The organism is Psychrobacillus sp. FSL K6-4615 (assembly GCF_038008225.1).
Taxonomy (GTDB): Bacteria; Bacillota; Bacilli; order Bacillales_A; family Planococcaceae; genus Psychrobacillus; species Psychrobacillus psychrotolerans.
This window is the reverse complement of the sequence record NZ_JBBOYQ010000001.1, coordinates 1,758,073-1,772,500: the sequence shown is the minus strand read 5'-3', so window position 1 is coordinate 1,772,500 and position 14,428 is coordinate 1,758,073. Positions and strand designations below refer to the sequence as shown.

The window sequence follows — 14,428 nt, the reverse complement described above, 5'->3', positions numbered from 1 at the left end:
AATGAGCTGAGGAGCAATTCTTTTTTTCGCAACAAAAAAAGACTGTCTAAAAAGCACAGTCTTTTCGCTACCTAATTGGATCCGAAAGAATGACTCCTCAGCTATGAGTATTACTATGAAAATGGCTAAAAATAGACAGACCTGTCCCGTTAGTAGCATTTTCATGAGTAATTGCACAAGAAGTTGATAAGAATTCCAACATAAAAAATTGTGCGTTCATAGTGTTTTTCATCCTTTCTTCACCTCCGTTCGAGTTAGTTAAATAATACAATAACACAATTATTCAAACAATTCAATCGTTATTTTCATTTGGTTTTTCAAACGAAGGATCATTTAGCCCCTCATCTACCTTTGGAATTCCTACATCATTTTCTTCATTTACTTCTTCATTCCCTGTGTTAGGAACTTCTTTATCTTGGTTGTTTAATTGTGTTTCAGGTTTAGCTGGCTGATTGGAGTCCCTTTGAAATCCACAGGCAGTCAGTAAAAGACTTGAAATAATCAATATCGAAAATATTCGTTTAATCATCATTAGTTGCCTCCCAATTTAATATTAGGATGCACTAGCAAAGAAGATTTATACTATAAGATTTCTAAAATTGGCGCATACCAAAAAAAACGTAATATCTTCCGGATAAAATTCACTTTAGGGTGAGTAACATATTTCTAAGGAACAAATAATCTACATAGAATGCCAGTTATCTTTTTAGTTCTGTAAGTAAATGATTTAATGCTCAGGATAGAAAAAAACTCCAGCACATGGCTGGAGTTTCATATATTATTCTTCAATATCAAAATGGATCTCGTCTTCATCGTTATACTCAGATCCATTTTCAAATAACACGGTTGTTCTTAAAATAAGTTTCGTAACTTCCTCATTATTATCTGGTATCCATCTTTCATCGGGCATAATCTCGAAAGGAATCATTTGCATATCCTTTGAAGCAGCTGCACCGACTAACTCTATAGAGTGTTTCGAAACTATTTTAGATGATTCACCATTCGTTAGTTTAAATACCTCTAATTTGATATTTTCAACCGATTCATCATGTACTCCATCAATATAAATTGTACCTGATAAGTTTATCCCATGTTCAATAATAGGATGATCCACAACCGTATCTATCTTAATAGATTTTACTTCTATGGAAGATTCAAACTTCTTCGCCATTATTCTCAGTCCACCTTGTGATTTGTATACTCATAATGATTTTCAATAACTGGTTCAAACTTATTATAACGCTTTTTAAACAATGTATAAAAGTGTGAAATGATAACTTTTAATATGGCATATCCTGGTATCCCTAAAATCACTCCCGGAACCCCAAATAATGATCCTGCTGTTATAAGAACAAAAATAATAGTAATTGGGTGCACATGTAGTGATTTACCCATTATTTGTGGTGATATAAACTTACCTTCTATTAATTGTACTACTGTCCATACAATTGCTAATCCAACTAGTAATAATGGGGATGTTACTAACGCGATTATCGCTGCTGGAGTAATAGCAATAACTGGGCCTAAATATGGTACAACACTAGTAACCATAGCGATAACTCCCAATAATAGAGCATATGGCATTTGAATAATAGTAAACCCTATATAAATCATAAACCCGATACACATAGATACTAGTATTTGTCCTTGAATATATGAGCTAATTTGTCTATCTATACCTGTAAATACTTCCTGTAAATCATCTCGCATCCTTGGAGGGAATAGCTTCATCACAAAATTAGGTAACTTTTCTCCATCTTTTAATAAGTAGAAAACGATAAATGGAACCGTTACAATCGCCAGTACAAAACTAGTTAAAACCCCTACAATGGAGGAAATCCCAGTTGCTATTCCAGTTACAGTATTTTGAACAAATTCCCCAATTTCGTCAGGAAGCCCATTTAATACTGATGCAACGTCATTTTCTATTTGTAAATAATAATCCTTAAAAATAGATGTTCTTAAAAAAGCATCAAGATCATTAAAAAGTTGGATAAAGTAAGTAGGCAGTTCCTCTACTAGTTTAAATATTTGTCCCTTTAAAAAAGGAAACACTAGGAATACCAGTAAAGTTATTAAACCGACTAGGACTAAGAAAATGATCAGAATTCCCCAGACCCGTTTAATTTTAATTTTTTCTAGTAACCGCAATATTGGGCGTAATAAATAGTATACAATGACAGCTAAAATTATTGGTAAAATTACATTGCCGAGAAACACTGTCAAAGGCACAAAAATAAAGGAAATTTCATCGTAGATCATAATAACAAGGCCAATCATTAGCAATAGAACTAATGAAAAGATTGTATTACGTCCACCTAAAAATTTTATGTATCTAGTAGAGAAAAAAGAAGGTTTTTCAGGCTCCACTTCTATCAAACTTCCTTTCTATTTATATTTATTTTACGGAGTAAAAAATAATATGGCAATATTAAAGCAACTTATTTCTCTAAAAACTCTGTAATGGCCGTTTTATTCATCTCTTTGTCGAGTACGATGACTGATCCAGCATGGCTATAATTCTTAAATGAATATGTACCTTCTACTGGAATTGTCAATTTTTCCATTTCTAACTTACCACTTACAACTGCATCTAATACTCTTTTTGTTTTGTCTGAACGCGAATAATCTGTTTGGATATATCCCTCAGTAGCTCCAATGAATTTAGGTAAATTCGGTACGTTTTCAATAGACAATAGCTCGTCTTTTAAGATCTCCATTACCAACTGTTGTCTACCAACTCGCCCAAAGTCTCCTTCTGCATCGGAACGGAAACGAGCATAACCAAGTAGTTCTTTACCATTTAGATTCTGTTGTCCTTTTGTTAATGTGACACCAATTTTCTCTGACATATCCTTTTCAACATTTACTGGTACGCCGTCTGGTGCAATTATATCGACTAGAGACTCAAAGCTACTAAAATCGATTAACGCATAATGGTGAATAGGTAAATCGAACATCCCTTGCATAGTATCTTTCAATAATTGTACTTTTCCTAGATAAAAAGCTGTATTTAATTTATATGATTCATGTTCAGGAATATCTGCATATATATCACGCATGAATGATATCACTTTCACATCATTGTTTTCTTTATCCCAGGAAAAGATCATCATTGTATCTGTTCGAGCTTGATCCTCCCCTCTGGAATCTACACCAAGAACCAGAATATTTTCACGGTCACCTTTCTTAAGCTCATCACCATTAAATTCCATTGGTTCTTTTTGTTCTGTATCTGCTAATTTGTAGCCACTAGAATATTGAGTAAATGTATAAATACCAATTCCTACAGCCAAAAACAAAAAAATAACAAAAAGTATGCGTCCTACTCTGGGACGTCTTTTTCTGCGACGTCTTCTAGTTTGTTGTAATTCTTCTTCCATCTTAAAATCTCCCCTTTATACAGTAATAATAACGTATTTCAGCTAAGATAGTTTCAGATTTTTGTACAACTAGTTAACAAGTGTTAAAATTTGTTTTACACAAGCAAAATTTCAATAGGTGAGATGAATCGGAGGAATAAATATGATAGAAAAAGCAACATTTGCAGGCGGATGTTTTTGGTGCATGGTAAAACCATTCGACACATGGGATGGCATACATAAGGTAACTTCTGGATACATGGGTGGTCATCTTGATAATCCTACATATGAAGACGTTAAAAAAGGGGATACAGGTCACTTAGAAGTGGTAGAAATACAATTTGACCCAAGCATCTTCTCTTACAATCAATTATTAGAAATATTTTGGCAACAAATTGACCCTACCGATGATGGAGGCCAGTTTCAAGATCGCGGTGAAAGTTATCGCACTGCCATATTTATTCATTCGGATGAACAACGACAGCTCGCGGAGAAATCAAAAGAACAGCTTGGGGCAAGCGGGAAATTCTCTAAACCTATTGTTACCGAAATACGAGAAGCTAAAACATTTTATGAAGCGGAAGAGTATCATCAAGACTTCTATAAAAGAAGCCCTACCCATTACAAAGAGGATCGAGCACAATCAGGTCGAGATGAATTTATCGAGAAAAATTGGAAGTAAAATTTAACTAAGTTGACCCCCGAGACAATTTTAAATTGTTTTGGGGGCTTTTTATATACGGGAGAATGGAAATTTCATTTTTTACACTATAAGAATACCTAGTAAGCCCTATTTCATGCTATAACTATTTTAGAATGAATTATGTGTTTAAATTTCATGAAAACCTTGTTATACCAAATACCTCATGGCATAGCATTTGTTATCCCAAGAGCAACTTAAAATTTGATTCAATATTACGATATGAGCGCTGTATTGTTAAAATATATTAAATCGAAGGAGGAATTTTATGACAGAAAAGCAAAATGCATCACAAACCTGGGCTATTGCCCTCTTTTCCATTGGTGTATTTATGGCCGCACTTGATAACGGTATTATTAGTGCTGCTTTAACAACGATTAATCGATCATTCGATGTCGATGCAAACTGGGGAGCATGGGGTGTCACGCTTTACACACTTGGTTTGGCAATTAGTGTGCCGATTATCGGAAAACTTTCTGATCGATATGGACGCAAAAAATTATTTATTATAGAAATCGCCATTTTTGGTATTGGCTCATTACTCGTGGCTTTGAGTCCAAACTTTTCTTTTTATTTAATCGCTCGCTTTTTTCAAGCAATGGGTGGCGGCGGTATTTTCATTATTGGTAGCTCACATATATTAAGTACATTACCTGTCGAAAAACAAGGTAAGGCACTTGGGATGCTTGGTGGGATGAACGGTATTGCGGCCGTACTTGGACCCAATATCGGCAGTATTTTATTAGACGTTACAGGTAGCTGGCATGTACTATTTTTAGTGAATGTACCTATTGCCATTGTACTCGTTATTTTAGGCTTTATTAAACTAGATGAAACGAAAGATGTACAGCCTGGAAAACTCGATTTATTTGGAACTATTTTATTATCTTTAGCGATTTTAGGCATTATGTATGGACTGACAAATTTAGAAGGTGTTCACCTTTTAAAAAGCTTATTGCAACCAAATGTTTATGGCTATATCATTGCTGGTATTGTTCTTTTAATTGGTTTACTAGTACATGAAAATCGTCTTGAAAAGCGTGGTGGTGACCCGATTCTACCATTCCACTTGCTACGTCAACCGCCATACTTACTAACTTTAGTGATTGGTGCATTTTCAGGTGCATTACTAGCCGGAATGATTTTCATCCCTGCATTTTCAGAGCAAGTACTTGGGATTGCATCTGAAAATGCAGGCTATTGGATGACACCACTAGCTCTTGCAGCTGGTTTGGGTGCTGGTTTAGGTGGCGTATTTACAGATAAACGCGGACCTATTTTTGCGGTCATCTTATCGAGTGTTATATCAGCAATAGGATTTTTATTATTCCCATTATGGATTGAAGTAAAATGGCAATTTATCATCTCTTCAATCATCGCTGGCTTTGGTATGGGGATTATTTTGGGTGCGCCATTAAATATGTTAGCAACTGAAAAATTACAAGCAAATAAAGGTACTGCTCTTGCAACATTATCATTAACAAGAACGCTTGGAATGACGCTGGCACCCACAATATACGCAGGTTTTATTGCTCGCGGCTACAATGAAATGCCGGCATTATTCAAAACGGACTTCCCTGAAATTTTACAAGATAATCTTGCAAAAGCAAATTTAAGTCAAGAAGGTGCGGCTGAGTTGCAACAACTAACAGCGCAAATGTCATCTGGTGCTTCAGCTAATACAGACATGACACAACTACTAAATCAAGTTCAAGATCCAACCTTAAAAGAAGTGTTATCTACTAGTGTGCAACAAGTGTCCACATTAGCGGCACAAAACGGTTACGGTGGCTTATTCACTAGTGCTGTAGTCATTGCAACTTGTATTTTAATCGTCACATTATTTTTAGCCCCACTTCGAAAAAAATCATTACAAGGCTAAAAAACTGTATGGCCAATTTTGGTCATACAGTTTTTCTTTTTGTGTGTAATAAAATCAAATTTTTTAAAAGCAGAATACTGATCTGGAACTAAAATTAATGACCTTAAGGATTCTTGAATTATTTTAGTCACTAAAACTTCAGCATCCGGCTCTGTTCACGAAATGTCCTGGAAAAAAGTATAGTCTACGTCCAATACCTTACCTGTCCCATCCCCCTTGTGCTTTAATTCTAAGGATATCAGGTTGACCATTTATCCTTTCTAGTTCCCCCCTACCCAAAGTTAAAAGTAACTCCTGAAAAATAGAACTAGAGTCTGTTTCCTTGTTCAGTCAAAGCTTAAACGCAAATGGGGCTGATTTTTGGGCGAGCATTAACTGAAATAGGTTGAAACCCTATAAAATCAAGGATTTGTAGAATTCGTTCCTATTTCGTGCTATAATAAGTTCATTGTGAATTTTAGGAGGTACTAGCATGATTGCAGTAAGTAACATAAGTCTTCGTTTTGGTGACCGTAAGTTATTCGAAGACGTAAATATAAAGTTTACACCAGGAAACTGTTATGGATTGATTGGTGCAAATGGAGCAGGTAAGTCAACATTTATCAAAATTTTGTCTGGTGAAATTGAGGCCCAAGAAGGCAATGTCATTATGAACCCAGATGAACGTTTAGCAATTTTAAAACAAAATCACTTCGAATACGAAGAATACAATGTTTTAGAAACAGTTATGATGGGACACAAACGTTTATATGAAGTAATGAATGAGAAAAATGCTATCTACATGAAAGAAGATTTTTCAGATGAAGATGGTATGCGTGCAGCCGAACTAGAAGGTGAATTTGCTGACTTAAATGGTTGGGAAGCTGAATCTGAAGCAGCAATACTTTTACAAGGTCTTGGTATTCCAGATGAAATGCACCAAAAGAAAATGGCTGACTTAACTGGATCTGAAAAAGTAAAAGTTCTTTTATCTCAAGCTCTTTTTGGTAAACCCGATGTACTATTACTGGATGAGCCTACTAACCATTTAGATATTAAAGCTATTCAGTGGTTGGAAGATTTCCTTATTAACTTCGATAATACTGTTATCGTTGTATCCCATGACCGTCATTTCTTAAACAAAGTATGTACGCATATTGCGGATTTAGACTTCAGTAAAATTCAAGTTTATGTAGGAAACTATGATTTCTGGTATGAGTCAAGTCAACTTGCTGGCAAATTAGCTTCCGATCAAAATAGTAAAAAAGAAGAAAAAATTAAAGAGCTACAAGCATTTATTGCTCGATTTAGTGCCAATGCCTCTAAATCGAAACAAGCAACTTCTCGTAAGAAAATGCTAGACAAAATAGAACTAGATGATATCAGACCATCATCGCGTAAATATCCATATGTAAACTTCTCGATGAAACGTGAAATCGGGAATGATGTATTACAAGTTCAAAATTTAGGTCATTCTACTGAAGACAAAAACCTCTTCTCTAACTTCAGCTTTACGTTGAACAAAGAAGACAAGATTATTCTTCTTGGAGATGAATTAGCGAAATCTGCATTGTTACGTATACTTGCAGAGGAAGAAGAACCAAAAGAAGGGTCCGTACGTTGGGGTGTTACTACAACGCGTGCCTACTTCCCGCTTGATAACGCTAAATACTTTGAAGGCAATGAGCCTTCATTAGTAGATTGGTTACGCCAATATTCACCTGATGATGAAAGTGAAACATTCCTACGTGGATTCCTAGGCCGTATGCTTTTCTCAGGAGAAGAAGTGAAGAAAAAACCTTCTGTTCTTTCAGGTGGAGAAAAAGTACGTTGTATGCTTTCTAAAATGATGCTTTCCGAATCGAATGTATTATTACTAGATGAACCAACGAATCACTTGGATCTTGAGTCTATTCAAGCATTGAATAATGGTCTTACATTATTCAAAGGCGCAATGATCTTCACATCGCATGATCACCAGTTCATTCAAACAATTGCTAATCGCGTAATTGAAATCCGTGAAGACGGGTCTATCTTAGATAAACAATTGTCTTATGATGAGTTCTTAGAGTGGAAAGATACACAAAACTTATAATACCTAATAATAGAGTACAGGATGATGACAATATGTCATTTTCCTGTACTCTTTTTTATTATTATAAAAAGAAAATCGTACAGATTATGGGGACAATACTTCTCTTAACTTGATACGTCTTCTCTTATCCCCCCTACAATACATGATATAGGGTTGACTAGTTCAGAACATTAACACATCAAAAAAGCACTGCTATATGGCACTGACTACCTTTTATGAGACAAGAATAAAACACCTAATTATGCAGCCAATTGACGGTATTGAACCGGTGATTGGCTGTTTAGTTTCGTTTGAATACGGATATTGTTATAATAAATAATGTATTCTTTGACTATATTTATCACACGCGCATTAGTCGTGTGGTAAATATCTTCAAGGTAAAACGTTTCAGACTTTAGCGTGGAATGGAACGTTTCGATGGGGGAATTATCAGCTGGCGTGCCTTTGCGGGACATGCTCATGGTAATTCCTTTTCCTTTGACTGCTTTTTGATAAGCATACGACGTATAAACGGATCCTTGGTCGCTATGCAGAATACATCCTTTTGGTACTTCGGGTAACTGGTGAAGTGTATCTAATACAAGGGTTGTATCTTGATTCAAGCCAATCGTATAGGCGATAATTTCACCGTTAAAGAGATCTTTAATACTGGAAAGATACAACATCGTCTGACCAAAAGGCAAGTAGGTGATATCTGTTACAAGCCTTTCCAGTGGCTTAGTTGCCGTGAAGTCACGAGCCAATAAGTTATCAGCGATATAGGCAGGTTGACCAGTTTTCTTACGTCTCTTGACTTTGACCTTACATTGCCATCCATATTTTTGCATAATACGCTGCACGGTTTTTTCCCCAATACCTGGATACAAAGCAGTTATCTTTCGATAACCATATCGGAACTTATGTTTTTTGCACATGTCTCCGATCTGCAGATCTCGAATCTCCTTTTGTGTGAGTTGACCCGCCTGCTTTCTCCATCGATAGTAAGACGAGCGACCTACACCAAGGTGGCGACAGATTTCACCAACTGGCATGATATCCTTTAAGTCTTCCACTAATTGAATTACTACTGCTGGCGCCACTTCCTTTCCAATTCCTTGTACTTTTTTAAAACTTCAATCTGCTGTTTCAAAAAACGATTCTCTGCTTGTAGTTTGGCAGTTTCACTACCATATTCCGGTCCTTTACCGAAGGTATATTGTTTACCGACTGGTTGATGGAGACGGTGGGTTTCTCCATTTCGATGCCACCGCAACCATGTTTCCAATTGTGTTTTGTTCCGAATGTTTAACTCTTCCATTACTTCTTTTACCGGCACCCCAGCCAATCGCATTTCAATGGCCTTCATTTTTACTTCCACTGGATAACTGATTCTTGTTCCCATAGAAAAAACACCTCCGTATTGATAAGTTAGGTAATGTATACCCGCTTTTCAACGAAAGGTGTTTTTATTTGTCTCATTTTTTTAGGTCACTGCAATATTATATAGCAATGCTTTTTTATAAGGGATTTGGAACTTTCCTGTGTGGATTAACTTTTAACTGCAGTGCCCTTTTTAGAAGTTTTAATAAAACGACCAAGCAGAGATCTTGTCGGCAATTTTCCAAGTAAGGAATCACTTGTTTCCGAAACTTTCTTCAATACGTTTAGTAGTTTGTCATCTCCAGCCCAATGTTCTTCAATCATTTCAGGAGAAAATTTGTTTAGTAACATATTTACTACAAAAGTAGCTACAATAATGTCATCGATAAAACCACCTGGGCCTATTAAACCTTCTGGTAATATGTCTACTGGCGTGATGAAATATAATATACCACTACCAACGAGTGTTTTACTCTTCGCATCTATGCGGTCATCAAACATCGATTTTACTAATAAGTGAAATAAATCAGGAGCAAATAGAAGATATGGAGTAAACTTTCCTGCTTTACCCGATTTATTTTCTACATAATCAGTAATTTTAGATCGTAGTTTTATATAGAAGTCTTGTTGTTCCTCGTAAGTTGGTAATTCTTTTTTAAGTTCTACATTCATAGTTCATAGCCCCTCTCTCTCTTCACTATACCAAAAATAAGACTATTTGAAACATTTTAGGCTTTTCTATGTTCTATTCCTAAAGAATCAGAAGATGGAAAAATAATAACTGCCCTTTTAGTAGTGTTAATTTCAATTGTTTTTCTCCAATAAAAATAAAAGAAGCTTCGGATCTAACCCCCCGAATCCCCCTCTCCTTTACTTGACTAAATACTCGTTTAACGCTTGTTGTAACGTTGCAAAGGTTTTAGTATCATCATCAAATTTAACGCCTAATTGAATCATTTGTCTCACAACATCCGGTCTTAAACCGGTAATAACGGTGCCACAGCCCATCATCGAAGTACCATAGATAATTTTCAGTAAATGGTCTATTACTTCTGTTTCCATTTCAGATATACCTGAGAGATCCATTATTAACGTTTGTATATGTAAACGGCCAATCTCTGTTAGTACTTTTTCTTCTAAAATACTTGTTCTAAAAGTATCTACTGAGCCAATTAACGGCAAAATACAAATAGAGGGTGTAATTGGAATTATAGGAACTGAAAGGGCTTCAACCACTTTACGTTGGGAAGAAATTAAAGCATCCTTATAAGTCGAATAGTTGATAAAAAACTCATTTAAAAAATAATCTATTTGATTATTAATTTGCTTTTCTAACTCAAAGAACGAATCAATCGAAATCGGTTGTATGTCATTATTGTACTTTTGAATAAAGATCCACAAAGTTCTTCTAATGGCCTGGATCCATTCTAATTTAAAAGATAGCGTCAAAGAAAACGTTGCCCATGCAATGCCTTCTTGCTTTGCAAAAGCACTCAAATCTTTCGTATTTTCATCAATAATATAATGTGTCAGAGTATGAGCGTTATTGATTAGATCTATATCTCCAACTCTTAATATATCATTTATCTTATCTTTAACATTAACAGCCTGGTTTAATAAATATTGTTCAAAATCATCTTTGTTTTCTTCTAAATAATGTTTTAAGTTAAGATCCAGTGTTAATCTGTCCAAAGCGGTTCCCCCTAAAATAGTAAACTCTATTTTTTATACCCAAATGTAATCTAATTAAACACACTTTTAAATTAAATTAGAAGGACTATAAAAAGAAGCACATCCTAAAGGTGTGCTTCTTAAGGGACTATAGTTTTGTAACGTTAGCTGCTTGAGGTCCGCGGTTCCCTTCGACTACTTCAAATTCAACTTTTTGACCTTCTTCAAGTGATTTGAAACCATCACCTTGAATTGCTGAGAAGTGAACGAATACATCATTTTCCCCCTCTACTTCGATAAAACCAAATCCTTTTTCTGCGTTAAACCATTTCACTGTACCTTGTTTCATACTATTACCTCCAAAAAATTAATCAATACGTGAAAAAATTCACATATTCCATGAAGTACCGATTTCACATCGATCACTTCATAGGATATGTGAATCATTAGTACGGATTTTCACTTTAAATTGTAAATTAATTATAGCATTGGCACCGATTTAGTCAATAAGTATTTTCATAATTCTAAATTGTTTAGGTAATTTCATTCCATATTAAACCATGATATATTTGTAAATCATCATCACATGATTCACAAAAACATACTTCTTTTTCTGACCAAAAAGCCCAGTATTTCTCATCCTTCACTTTTTCTTTTGGAAATTTCCCTCGTAATTCCACTAGTTTCTCATTTAAATAGGATTGGGCTTCTGCTTGTGTTTCAAAAGTATGCTTTTCTACAATATGCTGCTCCCAACCTTCAAAAAGCCACCACGGTTCATAGTCTGCCTTCATATAAATTACTTCGAACATAGACATCGCCTCTAACATTTTTTATTAATTCATATTTTACTGCTCCTATATAAAATGTCTACTTAAATGCCTAGCAATTTTATAAATTGAATATTCCTACTTTTTCAGTTAAATTATAGATAACACTATTATAAACAAGTTAGGAGACTATGCTATGAAAAAGCGGGCTTATATTCAAATGCATGGTGATGTGGATGGAGTAGGCTTTAGATTTTTAGTGAAACAAAAAGCTCAATCACTTGGATTGAAAGGTAGTTGCAAACAAACAGAAGACAAACTCATTCATATTCATATTGAAGGCAATATTCAACAGTTGGAGGAGTTTTTGGAGTATATTCAAAAAGGAGTATCTCCTTTATCCCAGACAAATGCTTATCGAATGGAATTATTTGATGAACTAAAAGGTTATACTTCGATGGAGTCAGATATTGTTTAATATTTGTAGGAAATGAAACTTTCTGCTGATTGAATCGTATATAGTAGTATAGAAAAAGTGAAACTTCTATCGTAGGATCGGTTCACCTACAAAAAGTGTAAATTGAACCATTCGGGTTTTTACAGGCAGTTTTCTCCCCCTTATGCCAGTTAGTTATATAGCCCAAACCATTAAGAGGGAGATACTGCCCGTTAATACCGGAAAAAGGAGGTAACATCATGAGTGAACTACTGCAAACCTTCATACGACATTGCTTAAATTTCCCTATCATGATTACTTCGTGGTTTGTTTTCTTTTTTCCATTCGAGAGTGGATTTTTATGGAGCTCCGTTTTTGCTATAGGAGTATATATTGTTTCTAACTTTTCGATAAAGAAAATTCAACAGAGAAGAATTATGAAAAAACATCAATTGACTCTTTCTGAGTATTTCCATATCCAACAACAATTAAAAGAAGCAAATAAAAAGATAAAAGCTTTAAATAGTCTGTATCTGAAAGTTCGTTCAATCAGTTCATTTAAACAATTATTCGAAATGAATCGATTAGCAAAAAGGATTATTTCACTTGTAAGATCTAACCCTAAAAAGTTCTACCAAGCTGAAAAGTTCTTTTATGCACATTTAGATTCAGCAGTAGAACTAACATCAAAGTATACTTTATTAGTTTCCCAACCGGTGAAGAATAAAGATATGAAATTAGCTTTGCAAGATACACGAGAGACATTAGAATCTATCAACACAGTTATGGAAGAAGATTTACAAAGTGTCTTAGCCTCTGATGTAGAGCTACTTAAAATGGAGTTAGATTTTGCTAAATTATCCGTTAAACAAACAGAAAAACCTTTATATTTAAAAGGAGAATCCGAAAATGAGCGAAAAGATATCAAATACAAGTGAAGATATATTAATGGACGAACTATTATCCAGTCCTTTTAACCTAGATACTACTAAGCCACAAGCCATTACAGAAACAGAAGCAGTCCCGACTAAACTGATCGATCGACTTTCGGAAGCTGAGCAACAAAAAGCTCGACAATTAGCTGACCAAATACCAGCTGGTGACTACGAAGCGATTCTAACTTACGGTGCAAACGCACAATCTGAGCTTACCCGTTTTTCTCATCAGATGTTAGATCATGTGCAAAAGAAAGATATCGGACCTGTTGGAGATATATTAAGTGATTTGATGCGCAAATTATCCGAGATTAATCCCGAAGAACTGTCTACCGAGAAAAAATCAGGTATTAAAAAATTATTTAGTCGTGTCAATCGCTCCGTCCAGGAGGTAATGACAAAATATCAGAAGCTTAGTACACAAGTAGATCGTATTGGCATTCAGCTAGAACATTCTAAAAGAGGACTTGTGGAAGATGTTCAAATGCTAAACAAACTTTACGATCAAAACAAAACGTATTTCCAAGCATTAAATGTATATATTGCTGCTGCAGAGTTAAAAAAGGATGACATAGTAAATGTAACTATTCCGGAGTTACGACGAAAAGCAGAATTATCCAACGATCAAATGGCTTATCAAGAAGTCAATGATATGGCACAATTCGTAGATCGTTTAGAAAAAAGAGTGTATGATCTACAGTTATCTCGTCAAATTACGATACAGAGTGCACCACAAATTCGTATGATTCAACAAACCAACCAAACGCTTGCCGAAAAAATTCAATCATCTATTATGACATCTATCCCGCTTTGGAAGAACCAAATTGCTATTGCTTTAACTTTAAATCGTCAGCAAAAAGCAGTAGCTGCACAAAAGCAAGTAACGCAAACGACGAATGATTTATTATTGAAAAATTCGGAGATGTTAAAAGTGAATAGTATTGAAACGGCAAAAGAAAATGAACGAGGCATTGTAGAAATTGATACATTGAAGAAAACACAAGAAAATTTACTACAAACAATCGAAGAAACGATGCGTATTCAAGCTGATGGTCGTGTAAAACGAAAAGCAGCAGAAATAGAAATTGGTCGTATGGAAGAAGAACTAAAACAACGTCTACTACTAATTGCTGACCAATCTAAAAACCGTTCTTCCTAATAATATTATATGGAGCAGTAAAGAATAGATTACCACAACAAAAAGAATTCATTTTAAATCACATTTGATTTAAAATGAAT

General features: G+C 34.9%; 16 protein-coding genes. 6 read left to right on the top strand and 10 right to left on the bottom strand.

Going from position 1 to position 14,428, the window contains the following annotated elements; genetic code table 11:
- Positions 1 to 97 precede the first annotated feature (97 nt).
- The 5 genes from MKX53_RS08605 to MKX53_RS08585 form a co-directional block, all read right to left on the bottom strand.
- A complete protein-coding gene (locus MKX53_RS08605; protein WP_340910629.1) occupies positions 98 to 220 on the bottom strand; it encodes an RAxF-45 family protein in 123 nt (40 codons plus the stop codon).
- 72 nt (positions 221 to 292) lie between these two features.
- Positions 293 to 532 carry a hypothetical protein gene (locus MKX53_RS08600; protein WP_340910628.1) on the bottom strand — a complete coding sequence of 80 codons (240 nt, stop codon included), beginning with the start codon at positions 530 to 532 and terminating at the stop codon, positions 293 to 295.
- Positions 533 to 778: 246 nt separating this feature from the next.
- Positions 779 to 1,171 (bottom strand): sporulation protein, encoded by a 393-nt coding sequence (locus MKX53_RS08595; RefSeq protein WP_245762606.1) that lies wholly within the window; start codon positions 1,169 to 1,171, stop codon positions 779 to 781.
- Between the two features lie 5 nt (positions 1,172 to 1,176).
- Positions 1,177 to 2,370, bottom strand: a complete 1,194-nt coding sequence (locus tag MKX53_RS08590; protein ID WP_340762250.1) for an AI-2E family transporter — start codon at positions 2,368 to 2,370, stop codon at positions 1,177 to 1,179.
- Positions 2,371 to 2,441: 71 nt separating this feature from the next.
- A complete protein-coding gene (locus MKX53_RS08585) occupies positions 2,442 to 3,383 on the bottom strand; it encodes an LCP family protein (protein ID WP_340830533.1) in 942 nt (313 codons plus the stop codon).
- Positions 3,384 to 3,525: 142 nt separating this feature from the next.
- On the opposite strand from MKX53_RS08585, the gene msrA reads away from it, so the two are divergent.
- The 3 genes from msrA (at position 3,526) to MKX53_RS08570 (ending at position 8,018) form a co-directional block, all read left to right on the top strand.
- Complete coding sequence (msrA, locus tag MKX53_RS08580) at positions 3,526 to 4,044, top strand: peptide-methionine (S)-S-oxide reductase MsrA (RefSeq protein ID WP_340910627.1); 519 nt, start codon at positions 3,526 to 3,528, stop codon at positions 4,042 to 4,044.
- A gap of 286 nt (positions 4,045 to 4,330) precedes the next feature.
- Positions 4,331 to 5,944, top strand: a complete 1,614-nt coding sequence (locus tag MKX53_RS08575) for an MFS transporter (protein WP_340910625.1) — start codon at positions 4,331 to 4,333, stop codon at positions 5,942 to 5,944.
- Positions 5,945 to 6,416: 472 nt separating this feature from the next.
- Positions 6,417 to 8,018, top strand: coding sequence for an ABC-F family ATP-binding cassette domain-containing protein (locus MKX53_RS08570; RefSeq protein WP_093534328.1), 1,602 nt, complete (start codon positions 6,417 to 6,419; stop codon positions 8,016 to 8,018).
- Positions 8,019 to 8,257: 239 nt separating this feature from the next.
- Here MKX53_RS08570 and MKX53_RS08565 read toward each other — a convergent pair.
- The 5 genes from MKX53_RS08565 to MKX53_RS08545 form a co-directional block, all read right to left on the bottom strand.
- Positions 8,258 to 9,399, bottom strand: a protein-coding gene (locus tag MKX53_RS08565) for an IS3 family transposase (RefSeq protein WP_340910623.1) whose coding sequence is annotated in 2 segments (ribosomal slippage) — positions 8,258 to 9,126 and positions 9,126 to 9,399 — 1,143 coding nt in all. Because the reading frame shifts where the segments join, the coding sequence is not laid out codon by codon here.
- Between the two features lie 146 nt (positions 9,400 to 9,545).
- Complete coding sequence (locus MKX53_RS08560) at positions 9,546 to 10,049, bottom strand: YkvA family protein (protein WP_340910620.1); 504 nt, start codon at positions 10,047 to 10,049, stop codon at positions 9,546 to 9,548.
- Positions 10,050 to 10,247: 198 nt separating this feature from the next.
- Entirely contained in the window at positions 10,248 to 11,069 is an 822-nt protein-coding gene (locus tag MKX53_RS08555; RefSeq protein ID WP_340830514.1) for an STAS domain-containing protein, read from the bottom strand.
- Positions 11,070 to 11,196: 127 nt separating this feature from the next.
- Entirely contained in the window at positions 11,197 to 11,397 is a 201-nt protein-coding gene (locus MKX53_RS08550) for a cold-shock protein (RefSeq protein ID WP_093534334.1), read from the bottom strand.
- 184 nt (positions 11,398 to 11,581) lie between these two features.
- A complete protein-coding gene (locus tag MKX53_RS08545) occupies positions 11,582 to 11,860 on the bottom strand; it encodes a DUF1033 family protein (RefSeq protein ID WP_340910618.1) in 279 nt (92 codons plus the stop codon).
- A 154-nt stretch (positions 11,861 to 12,014) separates the two neighbouring features.
- Here MKX53_RS08545 and MKX53_RS08540 point away from each other — a divergent pair, with 154 nt between their 5' ends.
- The 3 genes from MKX53_RS08540 to MKX53_RS08530 all read left to right on the top strand — a co-directional run bounded on the left by MKX53_RS08540 (position 12,015) and on the right by MKX53_RS08530 (position 14,348).
- Positions 12,015 to 12,296 (top strand): acylphosphatase, encoded by a 282-nt coding sequence (locus MKX53_RS08540; protein WP_093534338.1) that lies wholly within the window; start codon positions 12,015 to 12,017, stop codon positions 12,294 to 12,296.
- 218 nt (positions 12,297 to 12,514) lie between these two features.
- Positions 12,515 to 13,192 carry a 5-bromo-4-chloroindolyl phosphate hydrolysis family protein gene (locus tag MKX53_RS08535; protein ID WP_340910615.1) on the top strand — a complete coding sequence of 226 codons (678 nt, stop codon included), beginning with the start codon at positions 12,515 to 12,517 and terminating at the stop codon, positions 13,190 to 13,192.
- Positions 13,164 to 14,348: a toxic anion resistance protein gene (locus tag MKX53_RS08530; RefSeq protein WP_340910613.1), complete on the top strand. Its 1,185-nt coding sequence runs from the start codon at positions 13,164 to 13,166 to the stop codon at positions 14,346 to 14,348. Before MKX53_RS08535 ends, MKX53_RS08530 begins: the two co-directional genes overlap by 29 nt.
- Positions 14,349 to 14,428: the final 80 nt, after the last annotated feature.